Source organism: Caballeronia sp. GAWG1-5s-s (assembly GCF_023631445.1).
Taxonomy (GTDB): Bacteria; Pseudomonadota; Gammaproteobacteria; order Burkholderiales; family Burkholderiaceae; genus Caballeronia.
Window position 1 is genome coordinate 67,853 of the sequence record NZ_JALQDC010000001.1, and the last position, 20,738, is coordinate 88,590.

General features: G+C 62.2%; 20 protein-coding genes. All 20 read right to left on the bottom strand.

Features of this window, described 5'->3' with window-relative positions:
• Positions 1–43: 43 nt before the first annotated feature.
• A complete protein-coding gene (locus tag NCR34_RS00295; protein ID WP_175938660.1) occupies positions 44–586 on the bottom strand; it encodes a F0F1 ATP synthase subunit delta in 543 nt (180 codons plus the stop codon).
• A gap of 2 nt (positions 587–588) precedes the next feature.
• A complete protein-coding gene (locus NCR34_RS00300; RefSeq protein ID WP_175938663.1) occupies positions 589–1,059 on the bottom strand; it encodes a F0F1 ATP synthase subunit B in 471 nt (156 codons plus the stop codon).
• A gap of 135 nt (positions 1,060–1,194) precedes the next feature.
• Positions 1,195–1,464, bottom strand: coding sequence for a F0F1 ATP synthase subunit C (gene atpE, locus NCR34_RS00305; protein ID WP_175938665.1), 270 nt, complete (start codon positions 1,462–1,464; stop codon positions 1,195–1,197).
• A 90-nt stretch (positions 1,465–1,554) separates the two neighbouring features.
• Complete coding sequence (gene atpB, locus NCR34_RS00310; protein WP_175938667.1) at positions 1,555–2,406, bottom strand: F0F1 ATP synthase subunit A; 852 nt, start codon at positions 2,404–2,406, stop codon at positions 1,555–1,557.
• Between the two features lie 185 nt (positions 2,407–2,591).
• Complete coding sequence (locus NCR34_RS00315) at positions 2,592–3,116, bottom strand: ATP synthase subunit I (protein ID WP_250498849.1); 525 nt, start codon at positions 3,114–3,116, stop codon at positions 2,592–2,594.
• Positions 3,117–3,391: 275 nt separating this feature from the next.
• Complete coding sequence (locus tag NCR34_RS00320) at positions 3,392–4,528, bottom strand: SLC13 family permease (RefSeq protein ID WP_284506429.1); 1,137 nt, start codon at positions 4,526–4,528, stop codon at positions 3,392–3,394.
• Positions 4,529–4,543: 15 nt separating this feature from the next.
• Positions 4,544–5,443 carry a ParB/RepB/Spo0J family partition protein gene (locus tag NCR34_RS00325; protein WP_250498851.1) on the bottom strand — a complete coding sequence of 300 codons (900 nt, stop codon included), beginning with the start codon at positions 5,441–5,443 and terminating at the stop codon, positions 4,544–4,546.
• On the bottom strand, positions 5,440–6,255 hold the full coding sequence (locus tag NCR34_RS00330) for a ParA family protein (protein ID WP_175938673.1): 816 nt from the start codon (positions 6,253–6,255) through the stop codon (positions 5,440–5,442). The genes NCR34_RS00325 and NCR34_RS00330 overlap by 4 nt, the downstream gene beginning before the upstream one ends.
• Before the next feature lie 61 nt (positions 6,256–6,316).
• Positions 6,317–6,967 (bottom strand): 16S rRNA (guanine(527)-N(7))-methyltransferase RsmG, encoded by a 651-nt coding sequence (gene rsmG / locus NCR34_RS00335; RefSeq protein ID WP_250498853.1) that lies wholly within the window; start codon positions 6,965–6,967, stop codon positions 6,317–6,319.
• Positions 6,964–8,925: a tRNA uridine-5-carboxymethylaminomethyl(34) synthesis enzyme MnmG gene (gene mnmG / locus NCR34_RS00340; RefSeq protein ID WP_250498854.1), complete on the bottom strand. Its 1,962-nt coding sequence runs from the start codon at positions 8,923–8,925 to the stop codon at positions 6,964–6,966. Before mnmG ends, rsmG begins: the two co-directional genes overlap by 4 nt.
• Before the next feature lie 154 nt (positions 8,926–9,079).
• Positions 9,080–9,826, bottom strand: a complete 747-nt coding sequence (locus NCR34_RS00345; RefSeq protein ID WP_250498856.1) for an ABC transporter ATP-binding protein — start codon at positions 9,824–9,826, stop codon at positions 9,080–9,082.
• Positions 9,826–11,610 (bottom strand): branched-chain amino acid ABC transporter ATP-binding protein/permease, encoded by a 1,785-nt coding sequence (locus tag NCR34_RS00350; protein ID WP_250498858.1) that lies wholly within the window; start codon positions 11,608–11,610, stop codon positions 9,826–9,828. Before NCR34_RS00350 ends, NCR34_RS00345 begins: the two co-directional genes overlap by 1 nt.
• A 3-nt stretch (positions 11,611–11,613) precedes the next feature.
• Positions 11,614–12,669: a branched-chain amino acid ABC transporter permease gene (locus tag NCR34_RS00355; RefSeq protein ID WP_250498859.1), complete on the bottom strand. Its 1,056-nt coding sequence runs from the start codon at positions 12,667–12,669 to the stop codon at positions 11,614–11,616.
• 112 nt (positions 12,670–12,781) lie between these two features.
• Positions 12,782–13,954 (bottom strand): ABC transporter substrate-binding protein, encoded by a 1,173-nt coding sequence (locus NCR34_RS00360; RefSeq protein ID WP_250498860.1) that lies wholly within the window; start codon positions 13,952–13,954, stop codon positions 12,782–12,784.
• Positions 13,955–14,195: 241 nt separating this feature from the next.
• Entirely contained in the window at positions 14,196–15,362 is a 1,167-nt protein-coding gene (locus NCR34_RS00365) for an ABC transporter substrate-binding protein (protein ID WP_250498861.1), read from the bottom strand.
• 504 nt (positions 15,363–15,866) lie between these two features.
• Positions 15,867–16,838 carry a branched-chain amino acid ABC transporter permease gene (locus tag NCR34_RS00370; RefSeq protein WP_175940556.1) on the bottom strand — a complete coding sequence of 324 codons (972 nt, stop codon included), beginning with the start codon at positions 16,836–16,838 and terminating at the stop codon, positions 15,867–15,869.
• Positions 16,838–17,722, bottom strand: a complete 885-nt coding sequence (locus NCR34_RS00375) for a branched-chain amino acid ABC transporter permease (RefSeq protein ID WP_175938688.1) — start codon at positions 17,720–17,722, stop codon at positions 16,838–16,840. Before NCR34_RS00375 ends, NCR34_RS00370 begins: the two co-directional genes overlap by 1 nt.
• Before the next feature lie 79 nt (positions 17,723–17,801).
• The gene (locus NCR34_RS00380; protein WP_248320756.1) at positions 17,802–19,022 is read right to left on the bottom strand and encodes an ABC transporter substrate-binding protein; all 1,221 of its coding nucleotides are present in this window, start codon (positions 19,020–19,022) and stop codon (positions 17,802–17,804) included.
• Positions 19,023–19,119: 97 nt separating this feature from the next.
• Complete coding sequence (locus NCR34_RS00385) at positions 19,120–19,881, bottom strand: ABC transporter ATP-binding protein (protein ID WP_250498863.1); 762 nt, start codon at positions 19,879–19,881, stop codon at positions 19,120–19,122.
• Entirely contained in the window at positions 19,878–20,657 is a 780-nt protein-coding gene (locus NCR34_RS00390; RefSeq protein ID WP_175938694.1) for an ABC transporter ATP-binding protein, read from the bottom strand. Before NCR34_RS00390 ends, NCR34_RS00385 begins: the two co-directional genes overlap by 4 nt.
• Positions 20,658–20,738: the final 81 nt, after the last annotated feature.

Below are 20,738 nucleotides of genomic sequence, written 5' to 3' on the forward strand. Positions count from 1 at the left end.
AGTCAATTCTGTTGCGTGCCAGCTAAGGCGCTTCCAAGAAGCGTCAGGCGGTGAGCGCCGTCTGCATGCTGGCTAGGCGCGCGCGGACCGAGGTATCGAGCACTTCGTCGCCGACCGTCACGCGAACGCCGCCGATCAGCGACTGATCGATTTCGACGATCGGTTTCAGCTTGCGCTCGAACTTGCGTTCGAGGCTTGCGACCAGGTCGTTCAACTGTGCGCCTTCGAGGGGGAACGCGCTGACGATATGCGCGTCGGCCGCACCTTCACGGGCGTTCTTCAGCTCGTCGAACTGGACGGCGATTTCCGGCAGCAGCGGCAGACGATGGTTGTCCACCAGCATGCGCACGAAGTTCTTTGCCTGAGCGTTGCCCTGAGCGAGCGGCGACTTCACCGCGGCGAGCAGCAAGTCGGTGATCTGCTCGCGGCTCACTTTCGGACTCGAGGCGACCGATTCCACTTCGGGCAGACGCGCAACCTGTGCCAGCTCCTCGACGAAGGTGGACCAGCCCGCGAGATCGCCGGTTTCGGCCACGCGGAACAGCGCTTCTGCGTAAGGACGAGCGATGGTTGCAAATTCGGCCATGATCAGAGCTCGGTTTTGAGTTGATTCAGCAGATCGGCGTGAGCCTTCTGATCGACTTCGCGTCTCAGAATTTGCTCTGCGCCCTTCACGGCCAGCGCCGCGACTTCGGCACGCAGGGCTTCACGCGCCTTGACGATTTGCTGGTCGGCGTCCGCCTTGGCCTGCGCGATGATGCGCGCGGCTTCGGCTTGCGCGTTGGCCTTGATTTCTTCGGCGACGGCTGCGGCGCGCTTCTCGGCGTCAGCAATGCGCTGCTGGCCGTCGTTGCGAGCCTGCGCGAGTTCCTGGTCGACGCGCTTGTGCGCGGCTTCCAGTTCCGCCTTGCCCTTGTCGGCGGCGGCGAGGCCGTCGGCAATCTTCTTCGAGCGCTCGTCGAGGGCGTTGATCAACGGCGGCCACACGAACTTCATCGTGAACCACGCGAGGATCAGAAACACGACCATTTGCGCAAACAGGGTTGCGTTGAGATTCACGGTGTTTCCTTAAACGTTGCTTGATCGGAGAGTGAAACGGTTAAAAGGCGCTAACCGGCTGTTGTGCTCGATCAGCGCCTCACCCGTTCCGTTCTGCGTCCTGTCAAAAATTCGGACGCGCACTTCCGAGAAACCTCAGCCTGCGAGACGCGCGAGCAGCGGGTTCGCGAACGCAAACAGCATTGCCACACCAACGCCGATCAGGAACGCCGCGTCGATCAGACCAGCCAGCAGGAACATCTTGGTCTGCAGCGGGTTCATCAGTTCCGGCTGGCGGGCGCACGCTTCAATGTACTTGCCGCCCATCAGACCGATACCGATACAGGCGCCGATTGCACCCAGGCCGATGATGATGCCGATACCGACGGCGGTCAGACCCTGGATGTTGGCGATGAAAGCTTGCATGATCACTCCTTTGATTAAAGACTTTGGAACTGGATTTATAAAAATTAAAACTGTGATTCTTTGACGATTCCGGACCCCGGCACGCTCACGTTAGTGCGTGTCATGCGCCTGGCCGAGATACACCAGCGTCAGCATCATGAAAATGAAGGCCTGCAGGAACACGATCAGGATGTGGAACACTGCCCACACCGTGCCCGCGATCACATGGCCAATGAAGCCGAGCACGGACAGGTTCGCACCGAAGGTCCACATGCTGCCGAGAAGCGCGATCAGCAGGAACAGCAGCTCGCCGGCGTACATGTTGCCGAAAAGTCGCATGCCGAGGGAAACCGTTTTGGCGGCGAACTCGATGATGTTCAGCGCGAGGTTCGGAATCCACAGAACCGGATGCGAGCCGAACGGAGCGGACAGCAGTTCGTGCACGAAACCGCCGGCGCCCTTGATCTTGATGTTGTAGTAGAGCATCAGCAGCAAGACGCCCAGCGCGATGCCGATGGTGCCGTTGAGGTCGGCCGTCGGCACGATTCGATGATGCGGAAGCGCGTGCTCGAGCCCGAGCCAGCCGATCACGCGGCCAGGCAAGTCAACCGGGATGAAGTCGAGCGAGTTCATCAGCGCGACCCAGACGAACACGGTCAGCGCGAGCGGCGCGATGAAACGGCGGCTGCCGTGGATCATCGACTTCGACTGGTCTTCGACCATTTCCACGAGCATTTCGATTGCGCACTGGAAACGGCCGGGGACGCCGGATGTCGCCCGACGAGCCGCGAGGCCCAGAATGATGATGGTCAAAAGGCCGCATACGATGGACCAGAACAGCGTGTCCAGATTCCAGACGTGGATGTCGAAGATCGACGTCTGCGGATGCGTGGAAAGATTCTGCAAGTGGTGCGCAATGTACTCGGACGGATCCAGAGCGTGCGTTCCTTCGCTAGCTGCCATATCGTTAAAGCCACCCAAATTGTCAAAAATCTTTCGCCGCCTTCGCTTCCGAGCCGCCGCTTCGCGTCGCGGCTCCGGGGCGAGAGGCCCGTGTGCGGAACGCGTTCCGCACTCATGTTCATGCTACCTACGGCCACGCTGCGCCGCACTTACCCGGGAGGTCATGAAGACCGGCCGCCGCAAGATCATCGCAGCGCCATGGCCACCCAGTACGCTTTCAGCGCGACGATGTACGTGACGAGCAACGGCAGCCACAGCGCGCTCTTATACCAGAGCGCGACGGCGACGAACATAGCAATCGTCGCTCCCATCTTGACGCCTTCGCCGATCATCCAGCTCATGATCGTTTCGGCGCCGCTTTTCGCCTTCAGGCGCGCGGCGAAAAGAGCCGCAGGCACCCAGGCGATCGCTCCTCCCAGAAAGGCGGACAGCGCAGCATCGCCCGGCGGCTTGTAAAACAGCCACCAAAGCAGCGTCGCACCCAGGGACAAAACCATTTGCGCCGCCACGACACGATACGGCGTGACACGCGATGGACGACTCACTTGCGGGCCGAACAGCTTTTCTGCCTGATCCCGTGTGAGCGGAACGATATTGTTATCTTGCGCTTCGGCGTCCCACGAGTCGTCAGTCGAATTGCGCGGCTGATTTCCGGTGGCGTGGTTATCGCCGGTCGAGCGAGCACTGACTTGCATGTTTCGTTTGCGCATGTGCGTCGCATTCGCCTGACGTCCGCACGCGAAGTACTCGCGCTCGGCTTCAGGCCTTCAACCCAGTGTCCGGAGAATCACCTTGCGCTTTCGCGGCGCTTTCGAGGTGGCCTAGCTGATAAATCCGGGGGATTGTAAGCGATTGTTGTCACGGATTCAATAGTTTAGGTGCGTCAAAAGCCAAGCGGACGAACCTTAAAAAACGGTCTCAAAACCAAGATTTTTCTTGCGATTGCAAGTAGATTTTCAGATTGAAACCGATTGCGCCGGACGCTTCAAACGAGCGCCCAGCCGATCACCATGGCCGCGATCCAGAAGGGTATCGACACGACGTGGAACGGCGTCCACATGCCCTTCTCGCCCGACAGACGCACGGCGATGAGATTCGCGAGCGAGCCGATTGCCACGCCGAACCCACCGACGCTCACGCCGAACGCGAGCGCGCGCCAGTCCTTCGAGAACTCCGCGAGCACGATGGCCGCCGGCACGTTACTGATGCCCTGCGAGAGCACCGCGCCGGCGGCGAATGCGCGCATTGGCGAGTGGATGCCGATGCGCGCAATGGCATCGTGGATGGTCGGCAACGCGGCAGCGCTGCGAAGCACGATGAACATCAGCACGAAGATGAGCAGCAGGAGGTAGTCGATCTTCAGCACGACCTCGCGTCGCCAGAGGAGGAAGCCGACGGCCAGCGCCGCCAGCGCCGGTCCCGCGTGATGCGCGTCCGCCAGCGCCACGAAAACGCCAAACGCGACGATGCTGATGCCGCATAGTCTCCGGTCTACGCGATGCGCCTCCGCATCGCCGGAGAGGTCAAGCGGCGTCGCGCGAAACATCGCGAAAGTCAGCGCGAACAACAATGCCATTAGCGCCGCGCACAAAGGCAGCAGCTTCCACACGAAGACGCCGAAGGAAACGCCGCTCGTCTGCCAGAGAAACAGGTTCTGAGGATTGCCGAGCGGCGTCAGGATCGAGCCGGCGTTGACTGCCAGCGCGATCACGATCACGAGCTTCTTGATCGGCAGCGGCGCCAGCTTGTTGAGCGACAGCGCGAGCGGGACGACGGCGAACAGCGCGACATCGTTCGTCAGCAGCGTGGACAGCCCGGCCGCCAGCGCGACGAGCAGCAGCGCGAGCCCGCGCTCGCCATGTATGTGATGCACCAGCCGATGCGCCGCCCACATTAGGAATCCTGACAATTCGATCGCTTTGGTCAGGATCAGCAGGCCGGCGAGCGTGAGCACCGTCTGCCAGTCGACCAGACCGGGCAGCGCCGTCAACGGCTGGGGACGGACGACCTCGATGAGAACCAGCGCGAGCACGAGTATCGCGAGCACCGGTTCCTTCGAAATCGTCTTCCAGATGCGTGCCGGGAAGTCGGGGCGCACGCCCTTGGCATCGAGCTCGGACAAGATCGATCCTTGTCTTTACGCTGCTGGCGTCGGCGTTTCGATGCTGCCGCGCAGCTTCGTCAGAATGCCTTCGAGCGCGTCCAGATTGCCGAAGTCGATCGTGACCTTACCGCGCCCCCGGCCGCCGACCTTGATCTTCACGCTGGCCGCGAGCAGATCCGACAACTCCTCTTCCAGACGACGCGTGTCGCGTCCGCCGTCGCTTGGCGGGCGCGCCTTCGCGGGCGTTTGCTTCAGCGTCGCGGCGACGAGGCGCTCCGTTTCCCGCACAGACAAGCGGCGGTTCACTACATGGTTGGCCAACTGAATTTGCGTGGCGGCGTCGACAGACAAGAGCGCGCGCGCGTGTCCCATGTCGAGATCGCCGGCGAGCAGCATCGTCTGAACGGGTGACGCCAGATTCAACAGACGCAGCAGGTTCGACACCGCGCTGCGCGAACGCCCGACTGCTTCGGCGGCTTGCTCGTGCGTGAAGCTGAATTCGTCGAGGAGACGCTGGATGCCCTGCGCTTCTTCCAGCGGATTCAGGTCCTCGCGCTGGATGTTTTCGATCAGCGCCATCGCCGCGGCGGCCTGATCGGGCACGTTCTTCACCAGGACGGGCACTTCGTCCAGACCCGCAAGACGCGCCGCGCGGAAACGCCGCTCGCCCGCGATGATCTCGTAATGATCGTCGCCGACGGAGCGCACGAGAATCGGCTGCATCAAGCCCTGCGCACGAATGCTCGACGCGAGCTCCTGCAACGCGCCTTCGTCCATGCGCGTGCGCGGCTGGTACTTGCCTGCTTGCAACTTGTCGAGCGCCAGCACCGTCGGCGCGCCCTCGCCGCGCACGGCTTCCGTGATGTCGACGCTGCCGCCGAGCAATGCGTCGAGACCGCGGCCCAAACCCTTTTTCTTCATCACAGCGTTCATTTCGGTTCCTCCGTCGGCGTTTCCTGCCGCATCGATTGGGGTTGCAGCGCGCGCAAGCGCTCGATCATTTCCGCGCCGAACTGGACGTACGCCTGCGCGCCGCGGGACGCCTTGTCGAATACGACGCCCGGCAAGCCGTAGCTGGGCGCCTCGGCGAGACGCACGTTGCGCGGGATGACGACATCGAACACCTTGTCGCCGAAGTGCGCCTTCAGTTGATCCGATACCTGCTGCTGCAGCGTGATCCGCGGGTCGAACATCACGCGCAACAGTCCGATCACCTTCAGGTCGCGGTTGAGATTGGCGTGAATCTGCTTGATGGTGTTGACGAGGTCCGAGAGACCTTCGAGCGCGAAGTATTCGCATTGCATCGGGATGATGACGCCGTGCGCCGCGCACAGCGCGTTCAGCGTGAGGAGCGACAATGCGGGCGGACAATCGATGAGCACGAAGTCATAGTCCGGCGCTATGTCCGCAATGGCGGCGCGTAGAATGCGCTCGCGGTTCTCCATCCCGACCAATTCCACTTCCGCGCCCGCGAGTTCGCGATTTGCCGGCAGCACATCGTAGCCCACGGCTTCCGGACTCACGCGTGCTTCGCGCAACGTGACGCCATCCACCAGCACCTCGTACACCGTGTTCTCGCAAGCGGCCTTGTCCACGCCGCTGCCCATCGTCGCGTTCCCCTGCGGGTCGAGGTCGATCAACAGCACGCGCTGGCCGAGACCCGCGAGACTGGCTGCCAAGTTCACTGCTGTCGTCGTCTTTCCAACGCCGCCCTTCTGATTCGCGACGCAGAAGATTTTTGCCATCGTTTAATGTCCTCGTTTCTTCGCTGTCAGAAGATCAGCATGGCTGGAGTGCGGCAGGGGCTCACGCATTGAATCGAATCTCGACGAGATGTCGCTCGGCGTCGAGGAACGGCACCGCCAGGCGTTCGATACTTTCGACGGCCGCGCCCTGCGGCAGGCGCGCGATTTCGGCGTCGGGCTTCACGCCTTTCATCGCGAGAATGCAACCGTGGTCAGCAACCAGATGTCGGGCAAGTGTAGCGAAATCCGTGAGCTCTGCGAACGCGCGAGAGACGATCACATCGAATTTTCCCGGGACGTCGATTCCCGGCTTCAGCGTTTCGACGCGGCCGGTCACAACAGACAAATTCGTCAGCCCCAACTGGGCTTTCGCTTGCGACTGGAATGCCGTTTTCTTGTGAACGATGTCGTTCAGCGTCACCTGCACGTCCGGCAATGCGATGGCCAGCACGATGCCCGGCAGACCCCCGCCCGAACCGACGTCCAACAAAGTAGTTGCGCCGCGGGCCGAAGCTGCGGGCACGATCGCGAGCGAATCCAGAATATGCTGGATGAGCATCTGCCGTGGGTCGCGAATGGCAGTCAAGTTGTAGACCGCGTTCCATTTGCTCAACAGTGCGACGTAGTCGAGCAGTTTCTGTTTCTGTTCGTCGGAGAGCGCGACGCCTAGCGCGCCTGCGCCCTCATTTAACAACGCAGCGAGATCCGTCATTGCACCGCCGACGTCGTAGGCGTCTGCTCGTCGCCACTGCTCCCCTTGCCTCGACGGCCGAGCCCGCGTTTCAGGTGAACCATGAGCAGCGAGATAGCAGCTGGCGTGATGCCCGAGATCCGCGACGCCTGCCCAATCGTCTCCGGACGATGTTGCATCAGCTTCTGCCGCGCCTCGAACGACAAGCCACGGACGTCGTTGTAGTCGATGCCTTCCGGCAAACGCGTGTTCTCCTGCGCGCCGTTGCGCACGATTTCGTTCGCTTGCCGCTCGATGTAGCCTTGGTATTTGACGCCGATCTCAATCTGTTCCTTGATCTGCTCGAGGAGCACTGGATCGTCTGCAAGCGGAGCGTCGGGACCGGACGTGCCGCCGCGCAACGCGCAGACGCCGTCGTACGAGACGCCAGGGCGACGCAGCAAGTCTGCCAGGCTGTATTCGTGGTCAATCGGCTTGCCTAGCAAGGCGGTCGCCTCTTCCGCCGGCAGCGTCTTCGGGTTGACCCATGTCGAACGCAGCCGCTCTGTTTCACGTGAAACAGCGTCGCGCTTGCGGCTAAATGCATCCCAGCGTGCGTCGTCGATGACCCCGATTTCCCTACCGATCTCCGTCAACCGCATGTCCGCGTTGTCTTCCCGCAGCGACAAGCGATATTCCGCCCGGCTCGTGAACATGCGATACGGCTCCGAGACGCCGCGGGTAACGAGATCGTCTACCAGCACGCCGAGATATGCCTGATCGCGCCGCGGGCACCACGCGTCCTTCCCTTGGACCTGCAATCCCGCGTTGATGCCGGCCAACAGCCCCTGTGCCGCAGCCTCTTCGTAGCCCGTCGTGCCGTTGATCTGCCCGGCGAAGAACAGGCCGTTGATCGCTTTTGTCTCTAGCGACGCCTTCAGAGCGCGCGGATCGAAGTAGTCGTACTCGATCGCGTAGCCCGGACGCAGGATATGCGCGTGTTCCAAGCCACGCATAGACCGGACGAGTTCGAGCTGTACGTCGAACGGCAGGCTGGTGGAGATTCCGTTCGGGTAAAACTCGTTGGTAGTCAGCCCTTCGGGCTCAAGGAAGATCTGATGCGCCTCCTTGGAAGCGAATCGGTGAATCTTGTCCTCGATGGACGGACAGTAACGCGGCCCGACGCCTTCGATCACGCCCGTGTACATCGGCGAGCGGTCGAGTCCCGAGCGAATGATGTCGTGCGTGCGCGAATTCGTGTGCGTCACCCAGCACGGCATCTGCCGCGGATGCTGCTCGACGCGTCCCAGGAAAGAAAAGACCGGAATCGGATCGAGGTCGCCCGGCTGCTCCTCCAGCACGGAGAAGTCGATGGTTCGCCCGTCGATACGCGGCGGCGTTCCCGTTTTCAGCCGCCCTTGCGGCAGCTTCAACTCCTTCAGGCGCGCCGATAGCGAGACTGCGGCCGGATCGCCCGCCCGCCCCCCGACGTAGTTATTCAGACCTACGTGAATCTTCCCGTCGAGGAACGTCCCGGCAGTTAGCACAACCGCCCCGGCGCGAAACCGAAGTCCCACCTGCGTTACAGCACCGACCACGCGGTCGCCCTCGACCATCAAGTCGTCGACCGCCTGCTGGAAGAGCCAAAGGTTCGGCTGATTCTCGAGCCGATGCCGGATAGCCTGCTTATAGAGCACCCGATCCGCTTGCGCACGCGTGGCGCGCACGGCTGGACCCTTGGACGAATTAAGGATGCGAAACTGGATGCCCGACTCGTCGGTTGCCGCTGCCATCGCACCGCCGAGGGCGTCGACCTCCTTCACGAGGTGACCCTTGCCGATACCGCCAATTGACGGATTGCAGCTCATTTGCCCGAGCGTTTCGATGTTATGGGTCAAAAGCAGCGTTTTGCAGCCCATTCTCGCCGAAGCCAGCGCGGCTTCAGTGCCTGCATGACCGCCGCCAACGACGATCACGTCAAATTCTGTGGGATAAAGCATGGAGATTTCGTGTGCGGACGACACGAACCGAAGAAGGAATATCGCAAGATTATATAGGCATCGCGCGCAGTCGTTTTCGACACCGAACGTACAGCCGAAAAAAATGGCGTGTTTCACGTGAAACACGCCATCAGAAGTTGCCTTGACTGAAGCGTTACGCCGCCTTTTTGGCCAGCCCTAGGTAAGTCTCGATAACCTGCGGATTGTGCCGCAGACTTTCCGCCTCCCCCTCCAAGGCGAACTCGCCGGTTTCGAGCACATATCCATAGTCGGATATCTGCAACGCGGCGCGGGCGTTCTGCTCGATCAAAAGCGTGGCGACCCCCGTTTGCTTTAGCGCGCTGACGATATGGAAGATTTCCTTGACGATCAACGGCGCGAGTCCGAGGCTCGGCTCGTCCAGCATCAGAAGCCGCGGCTTCCCCATCAAAGCCCGGCCCACAGCGAGCATCTGCCGCTCACCGCCTGAGAGCGTCCCCGCTGCCTGTTTGCGCCGCTCCTTCAGCCGAGGAAACAGTTCGAAAACGTGTCCCAGTTGGTCCAGATATTCGTGCTCGCCCGCCCGCTTACGGCGGTATGCGCCGAGCACAAGATTGTCCTCGACCGTCATCGTCGAAAAGAGCTCGCGTTTTTCCGGCACGAGGCACATTCCACGTGAAACGCGCCGCTCGATCGCCAGCGCCGACACGTCATCGCCCATGTAGCGGATCACGCCCTTCGCGTGGCCACTCTGTGGCAATGCGCCCACGATGGCATTGAGCAGCGTCGACTTCCCCGCGCCGTTCGGTCCGATGACCGACACGATCTGCCCGGCGGCTACTTGCAGCTTCCCGTTGTGCAAGGCTTCGACCTTGCCGTAGCGCACGGACAAGTCGCTGACTTCAAGAATGGTTCCAGCCATTACTCCACCCCGCCAAGATAAGCTTCGAGCACTGCCGGATTCTCCTGCACGTCCTTTGGCAAGCCCTCGGCGATTTTGGTACCGAACTCCATGACGACGAGCCGATCCGTCAGGTTCATCACGAAGTCCATGTCGTGTTCCACCAACAAGATGCTCATGCCTTCCGACCGCAGCTTTCGGAGCAAGTCGGCCAGTTGCTGCTTCTCCTGATAACGAAGCCCGGCCGCCGGCTCGTCCAGCAGCAGCAGCGTCGGGTCGCAGCACAGCGCTCGCGCGATCTCAAGAATCCGTTGTTGACCGAGCGCGAGACTGCCCGCCTCGGCGTAGAGATGCTTCTCCAGCCCGACGCGCGCGATCTGCTTCGCCGCTTCGGACATAAGCCGCGCCTCCTCAGCCGCATTGAGTCGGACGACGCTGCGACAGACGCCAGTCTTGCCGCGCAGATGCGCGCCGATCGCCACGTTTTCCAACACGGTCATGCCGGGCAGCATCTTGACGTGCTGAAACGTCCGTCCGATGCCACGCTTCACGATTTCCCGAGACGTCAGCTTGTCGATGCGCTCGCCGTGGAACGTAATCGCTCCGCTCGTCGCCTGCAGCACGCCCGTGACGAGATTGAACGTGGTCGACTTCCCTGCACCGTTCGGCCCGATCAGGCCGACGATCTCGCCGGCTTTCACATCGAAACTCACGTCGTTCACGGCAACGAGGCCACCGAACTGTTTGCGCGCCGTATCGACGACCAGCAGCGGCTCGCCCGCCGCCGGTTTGCTGCGCTGCGGCAAAGGCTCGCCGTGCTCCGGCACGTGGGCGCGCGGCCCTCTCGGAAACACACGCGCCACGAACGGCCACACGCCCTGCCGCGCGTATTGCAATAGCAGGACCATCACGACTCCGAACACGATGATCTCGAAATTGCCGTTCGCGCCGATGAGCTTCGGCAGCAGCGTCTGGAGATAGTCCTGCAGCACGGTGAGGATGGTTGCTCCCAGAATCGCACCCCACACATGCGACACCCCGCCGACGACCGCCATAAACAGGAATTCGATGCCGTGGTTGAGGCCGAACGGCGTCGGATTCACCGCGCGCTGCAAATGCGCATAGAGAAAGCCCGAGATAGCCGCGAGCACCGCCGCATAGATGAAAATGACGACGCGCATCCAAGCCGTGTTCACGCCCATCGCTTCGGCCATGATGCCGCCGCCGCGCAGCGCCCGAATCGCCCGGCCGGGCCGACTATTAAGCAGATTCTGAACAGACACGACCGCGAGCAGCACCACGACCCAGATCAGGTAGTAGATGCTGCGCCCCGATTCGAGCTGCCAGCCGAACAGGTTCAGTACCGGAATCCCGTTGATGCCGTCGTACTTGCCCAGCAGTTCCATATTTCCGAAGAGATAGAACAGCGAGAGCCCCCACGCAATCGTGCCGAGCGGCAGAAAGTGCCCGGAGAGCCGCATCGTAATGAGGCCGAGCAGCAGCGCGATAAACGCCGTCAGCACGACGCCTGCAATCAGCGCGAGCCACGGCGAAACGCCATAACGCGTCGTCAGAAACGCGGTCGCGTAGGCGCCGACACCCACGAACGCCGCCTGTCCGAAGCTCGTCATGCCGCCGATGCCGGTCAGGAGCACCAGCCCGATCGCGACGATCGAATACAGGCCGATGTAGTTCAGAAGCGTGATCCAGTATTCCGGCACGGCGACCGGCCCCGGCAGCACCGGCAGCGCAAAGACGACGAGCAGGAACAGCCAGAAGAAGCGATATCGATGGAGAAAGGTCATGGCTTACTCCTCGTCTTCGTCGGAATGCGGGCTGGCCAGGCTTCGCCATAGCAGCACCGGAATGATGAGCGTGAAGACGATGACCTCCTTGTAGGCGCTCGCCCAGAACGACGAATACGACTCCAGCAGCCCGACAAGCAACGAGCCGGCCGCGGCCAGCGGATAGCTCACGAGACCGCCGACGATTGCGCCGACGAAGCCCTTCAGGCCGATCAGAAAGCCCGAGTCGTAGTAGATGGTCGTGATCGGCGCGACCAGCACGCCGCACAGCGCGCCGAGACCCGCCGCGAGCGTGAACGCGAGTCGCCCGGCCTGCGCCGTGCCGATGCCGACAAGCCGCGCGCCCAGCCGGTTCACCGACGTCGCGCGCAGCGCCTTGCCGGAAATCGAGCGGTCGAAGTAGAAGTACAACGCGACGATCAGCACCAGTGCCGTGCCGACGACCCACAGACTCTGCCCCGATATCGACACGCTGCCGAGGTTAAAGCTGGCGTCGGAAAACGCCGTCGTGCGCGAACCTTCCGCGCCGAACATGACGAGCCCGAGCCCGACCATCGCGAAGTGCACCGCCACCGCGACGATCAACAGCAGCAGCGTGCTCGCCTCCGCGATCGGCTCATACGCCAGCCGGTACACGAACGGTCCCATCGGCACGACGATCAAAAGCGTCAGCGCGATCTGCGCGAGCATCGGCAGCGTCTGTGCGAACACCGCCTGCGTCAGCGCCCACACCGCGATCGGGAACAGCAAATACTTGCCCGCGAGCACGGCCAGGAGCCGCCCTATCCGATGATGTCGCGCCGGGTGCCGCACGATACCCGCGACTTCCGCGATAAAGCAGCCCACGCCCATCGCGATGAGCAGAAAGCAGGTCGCGGGCAGCTTCTGCGTTTGCAGCGCCGCCAGCGTGAGCGCGCCATAGGCGACGAACTCGCCCTGCGGAATGAAGATGACGCGAGTCACGGAAAACACCAGCACCAGCGCGAGCGCAAGCAACGCGTAGATGGCGCCCGTCGTGATGCCGTCTTGCGCGAGAATCGCCGCAATCGATAAGTCCATACTTCCTCTTCAGAGCTTCTTCAAACGTGAGGGCCGTGATCGGCCGATGAACATGGGAAAAGCGGCGCACCACCGGCGCGCCGCTTCTCTATCTTGAAAATACCCTGCGCGGTCAGTCGTTCAGGAGCTTCCACTTGCCATCGACGATCTGCACCATCACGCGCGCGCGATCGTCGAAGCCGTTGTGGTCGTTCGGCGTCGTGTTCATGATGCCGTGCGAGACCGGCAGGTCCTTCAGGTTCTCCAGCGCCGCGCGCAATGCCTCGCGGAACTCGGGCGTGCCCGGCTGACCCTTCTTGAGCGCCTCGGGAATCGCGCGGGCGAGCATCTGTCCGGCATCCCAGGCGTGGCCGCCGAAGGTCGAGAGCGAGCCCGCGCCGTACGCCTTCTCGTACGCGCTCTTGTACGCGGCCGACGACTTCTTCACCGGATTGCTGTCCGGCAATTGCTCGGTCACGAGCACGGGTCCGGCCGGCAGAATCTCGCCTTCGCAATCCTTGCCGCATACGCGCAAGAAGTCGTTATTTGCGACGCCGTGCGTCTGGTACACCTTGCCCTTGTAGCCGCGCTCCTTCAGCGTCTTGGCCGGCAGCGCGGCCGGCGTGCCCGCGCCCGCGATCAGCACGGCATCGGGATTCGCGCCCATCGTCTTCAGCACCTGACCGGTCACCGATGTATCGGGGCGGTTATACCGCTCGTTCGTGACGATCTTCAGCTTGTGCGCAGTCGCCGCCGCGTTGAAGACCGAGTACCAGCCGTCGCCGTATGCATCCGCGAAGCCGATGAAGCCCACCGTTTTCACACCGTGCTTTTCCATGTGACTCGCGATCGCGTCGGCCATCAGCGCGTCGTTTTGCGGCGTCTTGAAGACCCACGCTTTCTTGGCGTCCATCGGCGCGATGATCGACGCGGACGCGGCCATCGAGATCATCGGCGTCTTGGCGCTCGACGCCGGATCGATCATCGCGAGCGAATTCGGCGTCACCGTCGAGCCGATGATCGCATCGACGTGATCTTCGTCGATCAGCTTGCGCGTGTTCTGCACGGCGCGGCTCGTGTCGGTGCCGTCGTCGAGCACGATGTATTCGACCGACTTGCCGCCGATTTCCTTCGGCAACAACGCGACGGTGTTTTTCTCGGGAATCCCGAGCGATGCGGCCGGCCCCGTCGCCGACAGCGTCACGCCGATCTTCACTTGCGCGAACACTGCGCCCGCGCCGAGCATCGCGCTGCCGGCGACTGCCAGCGCAATGCTGCTCTTGACCCATGCTTTCTTCGTTTTCATTGCTCGTCTCCAAACGCGATCTTGCTTGTGGCGCACCCCCGCGGTGCGCTGCTGCGAGTTGTTATCGATAACCCTGCCGATTCAGCCGCCCCAATCTATGGACCACCCCGGCGCATGCCTAGGCTCGTTTTCCCTGACCAATGAGGCTGTCGTGCGCAGTTGTGCGCCCTCTTCTTTGGAACGAAAAAAAGGCGCGTTCGTTGAAACGCGCCTTGGTTCAGATCGACTCACATATCGACGGTCAGTTGCCCGAGAGCTTCCACTTGCCGCCGACGATCTCGACCATCACCCGCGCCCGCTGATCGAGGCCGGAGTGGTCGTTCGCGCTCATGTTGAAAATGCCGTGCGATGCCGCGAGATTCTTCGTGTCTTCGATCGCCGCGCGCAATGCTTCCCGAAACGCGGGCGTGCCCGGCTGCCCCTTCTTCAGCGCGACGGGAATCGCGTGTTGCAAAATCAGGCCCGCGTCCCAGGCGTGGCCGCCGAACGTCGACACCGATCCCGCGCCATACGCGCCTTCGTACGCCTTCTTGTAGGTCAGCGCGGCCTGCTTCACGGGATTGCTGTCCGGCAGTTGTTCGGCGACGAGCAGCGGCCCAGCGGGCAGGAACGTTCCTTCGCAATCCTTGCCGCATACGCGCAGGAAGTCGTTGTTCGCGACACCGTGCGTTTGATAGATCTTGCCCTTGTAGCCGCGCTCCTTCAGCGTCTTCTGCGGCAGCGCGGCCGGCGTGCCCGCGCCCGCGATCAGCACCGCGTCCGCGTTCTGCGACATCATCTTGAGCACCTGGCCGGTGACGGACGCGTCGTTGCGCGCGAACCGTTCATTCGCGACGACGCGGATCTTGGCGAGGTCCGCCGCCTTCGAGAATTCCTTGAACCAGCTCTCGCCGTACGCGTCCGAGAAGCCGATGAACGCCACCGACTTCACGCCGTGATTCGACATGTGCTGCGCGATGGCGGTTGCCATGAGAATGTCGTTCTGCGGCGTCTTGAAGACCCACGCGCGCTTGCTGTCCATCGGTTCGACGATGCTCGCGGCCGCGGCCATCGAGATCATCGGCGTGGTGGTGTCGGCAGCGATGTCGATCATCGCGAGCGAGTTCGGAACGACCGTGGAACCGATCAGCGCGTCGACGTGATCTTCGCTCGTGAGCTTGCGCGCGTTCTTGACGGCTTGCGTGGAATCGGTGGCGTCATCGAGAACGATGTACTGCACTTTCTGCCCCGCGACTTCCTTCGGCAATAGCGCGATGGTGTTCTTTTCGGGAATGCCGAGCGATGCGGCCGGCCCCGTGGCCGATACCGTCACGCCTATTTTCACGTCTGCAAAAACCTGAGTGCTGAATACCGCCGATAATCCCGCGACGGCCATTGCGACCGCCTTACCGCGTAATGCCCACTTCATTGATTTCCACCCCGTCGATCGTGTGTCCGAATAGAAGTAACGCCTGATTCTTTACTGCGGATTATCTGATGCGAATCGCCGACCGAAGAGTCGGGAAATGCAGTGTAGCCATGCAAGCGCCGCGCATCAAGCGTTTCGGCCACATCCGGCAGACGTTTTAGTGGCTATGCTCTGACCGATGAATCGCGCTCGATGCGCGGCGAGAATGAATCCGTCAGGCGATTCATATTCGCGGCATGGAAATACAGGCCGGGAAAATAAAAAGGCGCCGTTGGACTCATCCAACAGCGCCTTTCGTCTCGGGCACTTCGTGCCTCATGTCTCCTCGTTCTCCACCTCAAAAATCTGGGTGCTTCAGAACTAGGACGGATATTAATGGCCGTATCATTTCGCCACAACCTAGCATTTACCCTAGTGGTGCATACAAGCACCTTAAAAGGGCGCTTCTCGCGCCGTTAACTACCGGCTTGCTGATAACAGTCGTTTCGGATACCCAATTAAATCCTATCCCTGCAACGGCCTCACCCGCGCGACGATTTCGCCCACGATGCCGCGCCTGAACGCCAGCACGCACGCAATGAAGATGATGCCCGTCACGATGGTCACCGATTCGCCGAGCGAGTTGAACCACGCGACGCCCGTCACCTTCGCGATGCCCGCGCCGATATCGCCGAGCCGGTCTTCCAGCGCCACGATGATCGCGGCGCCGAGCAACGGTCCGAACATCGTGCTCATGCCGCCGACGAGCGTCATCAGCACGACGAGGCCGGACATCGTCCAGTACGCATCGCCGAGCGTTTCGAAGCCGAGCACCAGCGTCTTCGTCGCGCCCGCGAGGCCCGCGAGCCCCGCCGACAACACGAACGCGAGCAGCTTGTAACGCGCGGTGTCGTAACCGAGCGAGACCGCGCGCGGCTCGTTCTCTTTGATCGCAATCAGCACCTGCCCGAACGGCGAATGCACGATGCGCACGATGAGCGCGAAGGCAAGCAGCATCAACACGAGCACGACGTAATAGAGCGTGACGTCGCTGCTCAAATCGAGGACGCCGAACAGTTTGCCGCGCGGCACGCCTTGCAGGCCGTCCTCGCCGTGCGTGAACGGCGCTTGCAGGAACACGAAGTAGACCATCTGCGCGAGCGCGAGCGTGACCATCGCGAAATAGATGCCTTGCCGCCGAATCGCGAGCAGTCCGACGATCACGCCGAGCAGCGTCGCGACTGCCGTGCCGAGCACGATGCCGAGCTCGGGCGTGAAGCCGAGCGTCTGGATCGCATAGCCCGCCGTATAGCCCGCGCTCGACAGAAACATCGCGTGGCCGAACGACAGCAAGCCCGTATAGCCGATCAGCAAGTTGAACGCCGCCGCGAAAAGCGCGAAGCAGAGCACCTTCATCATGAAGACCGGATACACGCCCGCGAACGGCACCGCGATCAACGCGACCAGCAACAGCGCGTAGAGCACTTTTCTCTGCATCATTTTTCCTTGCCGAAGAGTCCCGCCGGGCGCACGAGCAGCACCAGCGCCATGATGACGAAGACGACCGTCGCGGACGCTTCCGGATAGAACACGCGCGTGAAGCCTTCGATCACGCCGAGCAGCAGACCCGTGAGAATCGAGCCCATGATCGAGCCCATGCCGCCGATCACGACGACCGCGAACACGGTGATGATCATCGACTGGCCCATGAGCGGCGACACCTGAATGACCGGCGCGGCCAGCACGCCCGCGAACGCCGCGAGCGCGACGCCGAAGCCGTAGGTCAGCGTGATCATCAGCGGCACGTTGACGCCGAACGCTTCGACGAGCTTCGGGTTCTCCGTGCCCGCGCGCAGATAGGCGCCGATGCGCGTCTTTTCGATGACGAACCACGTCGCGAAGCACACGACGAGCGACGCCACCACGACCCACGCGCGATAGTTCGGCAGGAACATGAAGCCGAGATTCGTCGCGCCGGACAGGAGCGACGGCACGTCGTACGGCTGGCCCGACGAACCGTAGATGGAACGGAACACGCCTTCGATCACGAGCGTCAGGCCGAAAGTCAGCAGGAGCCCGTATAAATGGTCCAGCTTGTACAGCCAGCGCAGCATGGACCGCTCGATGACCACGCCCAGCAAGCCGACGATGATCGGCGCGAGCAGCAGCATCGCCCAATACGGGACGTTGAAGTACGAATAGCCCATCCACGCGAGCATGGCGCCCAGCATGAAGAGCGCGCCGTGCGCGAAGTTGATGACGTTGAGCAAGCCGAAGATCACCGCGAGCCCGAGACTCAGGATCGCGTAGAACGAACCGTTCACCAGTCCGAGCAGCAACTGGCTCATCATCGCGGCGAGCGGGATGCCGAATATTTCCATTGAACCTGCCGAGGGTTGGATCGAAGCATGGCCGCAAGCAGTCGCGCGGGACCGCTTGCGGCGTCAGTCGCCGAAAAACTTACTTCCAGGCCGCGCAGCGCGACTCGGCCTTCGTGCCGAACGCCTGATCGCCCGGAATGGTGGCCGTGATCTTGTAGTAGTCCCACGGTTCCTTCGATTCCGACGGCTTCTTCACTTCCATCAGGTACATGTCGTGAATCATCGCGCCGTCCTCGCGAACGTAGCCCTTTGCGTAGAAGTCGTCGATCTTCGCCTTCTTCATCTGCGCCATGACCTTGTCGCTGTCCGTCGTGCCGGCGGCCTGCACGGCCTTCAGGTACGTCGTGACGGCGGAATAGTCGGCGGCTTGCAGGCTCGTCGGCATCTTCTTCATCTTCGCGAAGTAGCGCTTCGCCCACTCGCGCGTCTTGTCGTCCTTGTTCCAGTACCAGCTGTCCGTCGCGACGAGACCTTGCGTCGTCTCCAGTCCCAGGCTGTGAATATCCGAGAGGAAGATCAGCAGCGCGGCAATCTTCATCGACTTGGTGATGCCGAATTCCTTCGCGGCCTTGATCGAATTGATCGTGTCGCCGCCGGCGTTCGCCAGACCCAGGACTTGCGCCTTCGATCCCTGCGCCTGCAACAGGAACGACGAGAAGTCCGACGCCGACAGCGGATGACGCACCGTCCCGAGCACCTGTCCGCCGTTCGCCTTCACGACATCCGACGTGTTCTTTTCCAGCGCCTTGCCGAACGCGTAGTCGGCGGTCAGGAAGTACCACGTCTTGCCGCCCTGCTTCGTCACCGCGGAACCGGTGCCTTTGGCGAGCGCCATCGTGTCGTAGGCGTAGTGCACGGTGTACGGCGAGCACTGTTCATTCGTGAGGTTGTCCGCGCCCGCGCCGATGTTGATGTACGGCGTCTTCTTTTCCGCCGCGACTTGCGCGGTGGAGAGCGCGGTGGCCGAATTGGTGCCGCCGATGATCGCGTTCACGCCGTCGCGGTCGATCCACTCACGCGCGCGCGATGCCGCGATATCCGCCTTGTTCTGATGATCCGCATACACGAGCTCGATGGGCTTGCCGTTCACCTTGCCGCCGAAGTCCGCGATCGCCATGCGGATGGCTTCGAGCCCGCCTTGTCCGTCGATGTCGGCATAGAGGCCCGACAAGTCGGTGACGAAGCCGATCTTGACGCTATTGCCGTCGGCAGCCTGCGCGCCGCTGCTCATGAGCGTCACACTCGCCGCCGCAGCCGCAAAGCAAAGAGTAGAGAGGCGCGCGAGGGTCTTCTTTTTCATTCCAGTCTCCATGAGTTTTTGATTGTTGCTGCGCTGCTGGTGTTACTGGTGTTGTCCTGTCGCCGTGATAACCGGCCGATGCGCGATGCGTGTCGTGTCACACGCCGAGCAGTTCGTGCAGCACCGGCATCTTCGCTTCGAGTTCCCCCGCGCCGAAATGCTCGACGATGTTCCCGTGTTCCATCACATAGAAGCGGTCCGCGAGCGGCGCCGCGAACCGGAAGTTCTGCTCGACCATCACGACCGTGTAGCCGCGCGACTTCAGCATCAGGATCATGCGCGCGAGTGTCTGAACGATGACGGGCGCAAGGCCTTCGGAGATTTCATCGAGCAGCAGAAGGTTCGCGCCCGTGCGCAGGATTCGCGCGACGGCGAGCATCTGTTGTTCGCCGCCCGACAGACGCGTGCCCTGGCTCGCGCGCCGCTCGTTGAGGTTCGGGAACATGGAATACAACTCGTCGAGCGACATGGCCTGTTTCGGATCGCCAATGAGCGGCGGCAAAAGCAGGTTCTCCTCGCACGACAGGCTCGAAAAAATGCCGCGCTCCTCCGGACAATAGCCGACCCCGTAATGCGCGATCTTGTGCGTGGGCAGCCCGATGGTCTCGCGTCCGCCCACGCGGATCGAGCCCGTGCGCCGCCCGGTGAGACCCATGATCGCGCGAAGCGTCGTGGTGCGTCCCGCGCCGTTGCGGCCGAGCAGCGTGACCACTTCGCCGCGATTCACCTTCAGGTCCACGCCATGCAGGATGTGCGATTCCCCGTACCACGCCTGCAAGCCTTCGATTTCCAGCGCCGGCGCATTCCCCGCCGCGCCGTTCGCCTCGCGCGAGCGGCGTTCTTCCGTAATCGTGCTCATGCGTGCGCTCCAGTGAGCGCCGCGTCGGCGCTGCCCATGTAGGCTTCCATCACGAGCGGATTCTTCGATACTTCCGCGTAGCTGCCTTCCGCGAGCACTTCGCCGCGTTGAAGCACGGTAATGGTGTCGGAGATGCCGGCAATCACGTTCATGTTGTGCTCGACCATGAGAATGGTGCGTCCCGCCGATACCTTCTTGATGAGCGCGGTCACGCGATCCACGTCCTCGTGTCCCATGCCTTGCGTCGGTTCGTCGAGCAGCATGAGTTCGGGTTCCATCGAAAGCGTCGTGGCGATTTCGAGCGCGCGCTTGCGGCCGTACGAAAGCTCGACGGTCTTCACATCGGCGAAATCGGTGAGGCCGACTTGCGTGAGCAGGTCCATCGCGCGATCGTTCAAGGCATCGAGCGAACGTTCGCTGCGCCAGAACTGGAACGACGTGCCGAGCTGCCGCTGCAAGCCGATACGCACGTTCTGCAGCACGGTCAGATGCGGAAACACAGCGGAAATCTGAAACGAGCGGATGATGCCGCGCCGCGCGATATGCGCCGGCCGCTCGCGCGTGATGTCGGTGCCGTTGAAGACGATCTGGCCCGCGGTCGGTTCCAGAAATTTGGTGAGCAGATTGAAGCAAGTGGTCTTGCCCGCGCCGTTCGGTCCGATCAGCGCGTGGATCGAGCCGCGGCGCACGCGCAGGTTCACGTCATTCACGGCCGTGAAGCCTTTGAATTCTTTCGTGAGCCCTCGCGTTTCCAGAATGGTGTCGCCGAGAATCATGTCCCCTTCCATGCGAAGTGAGGCGCTGAACGATGTGTTCGCCTGCGCTTTATTTTTCTGTCGCGCGCACCGGACGGTGTC

Excerpts from the sequence above, each read along its gene's own strand:
- NCR34_RS00330 (WP_175938673.1), bottom strand. The coding sequence starts at position 6,255 with ATGGCAAAAATCTTCTGCGTCGCGAATCAGAAGGGCGGCGTTGGAAAG.
- NCR34_RS00295 (WP_175938660.1), bottom strand. The coding sequence starts at position 586 with ATGGCCGAATTTGCAACCATCGCTCGTCCTTACGCAGAAGCGCTGTTC.
- NCR34_RS00365 (WP_250498861.1), bottom strand. The coding sequence starts at position 15,362 with ATGAAGTGGGCATTACGCGGTAAGGCGGTCGCAATGGCCGTCGCGGGA.
- NCR34_RS00315 (WP_250498849.1), bottom strand. The coding sequence starts at position 3,116 with ATGCGCAAACGAAACATGCAAGTCAGTGCTCGCTCGACCGGCGATAAC.
- atpE (WP_175938665.1), bottom strand. The coding sequence starts at position 1,464 with ATGCAAGCTTTCATCGCCAACATCCAGGGTCTGACCGCCGTCGGTATC.
- mnmG (WP_250498854.1), bottom strand. The coding sequence starts at position 8,925 with ATGCTTTATCCCACAGAATTTGACGTGATCGTCGTTGGCGGCGGTCAT.
- NCR34_RS00375 (WP_175938688.1), bottom strand. The coding sequence starts at position 17,722 with ATGGAAATATTCGGCATCCCGCTCGCCGCGATGATGAGCCAGTTGCTG.
- NCR34_RS00355 (WP_250498859.1), bottom strand. The coding sequence starts at position 12,669 with ATGGACTTATCGATTGCGGCGATTCTCGCGCAAGACGGCATCACGACG.
- NCR34_RS00370 (WP_175940556.1), bottom strand. The coding sequence starts at position 16,838 with ATGCAGAGAAAAGTGCTCTACGCGCTGTTGCTGGTCGCGTTGATCGCG.
- NCR34_RS00360 (WP_250498860.1), bottom strand. The coding sequence starts at position 13,954 with ATGAAAACGAAGAAAGCATGGGTCAAGAGCAGCATTGCGCTGGCAGTC.
- NCR34_RS00350 (WP_250498858.1), bottom strand. The coding sequence starts at position 11,610 with ATGACCTTTCTCCATCGATATCGCTTCTTCTGGCTGTTCCTGCTCGTC.
- rsmG (WP_250498853.1), bottom strand. The coding sequence starts at position 6,967 with ATGACGGATCTCGCTGCGTTGTTAAATGAGGGCGCAGGCGCGCTAGGC.
- NCR34_RS00380 (WP_248320756.1), bottom strand. The coding sequence starts at position 19,022 with ATGAAAAAGAAGACCCTCGCGCGCCTCTCTACTCTTTGCTTTGCGGCT.
- NCR34_RS00385 (WP_250498863.1), bottom strand. The coding sequence starts at position 19,881 with ATGAGCACGATTACGGAAGAACGCCGCTCGCGCGAGGCGAACGGCGCG.
- atpB (WP_175938667.1), bottom strand. The coding sequence starts at position 2,406 with ATGGCAGCTAGCGAAGGAACGCACGCTCTGGATCCGTCCGAGTACATT.
- NCR34_RS00390 (WP_175938694.1), bottom strand. The coding sequence starts at position 20,657 with ATGATTCTCGGCGACACCATTCTGGAAACGCGAGGGCTCACGAAAGAA.
- NCR34_RS00345 (WP_250498856.1), bottom strand. The coding sequence starts at position 9,826 with ATGGCTGGAACCATTCTTGAAGTCAGCGACTTGTCCGTGCGCTACGGC.
- NCR34_RS00325 (WP_250498851.1), bottom strand. The coding sequence starts at position 5,443 with ATGAACGCTGTGATGAAGAAAAAGGGTTTGGGCCGCGGTCTCGACGCA.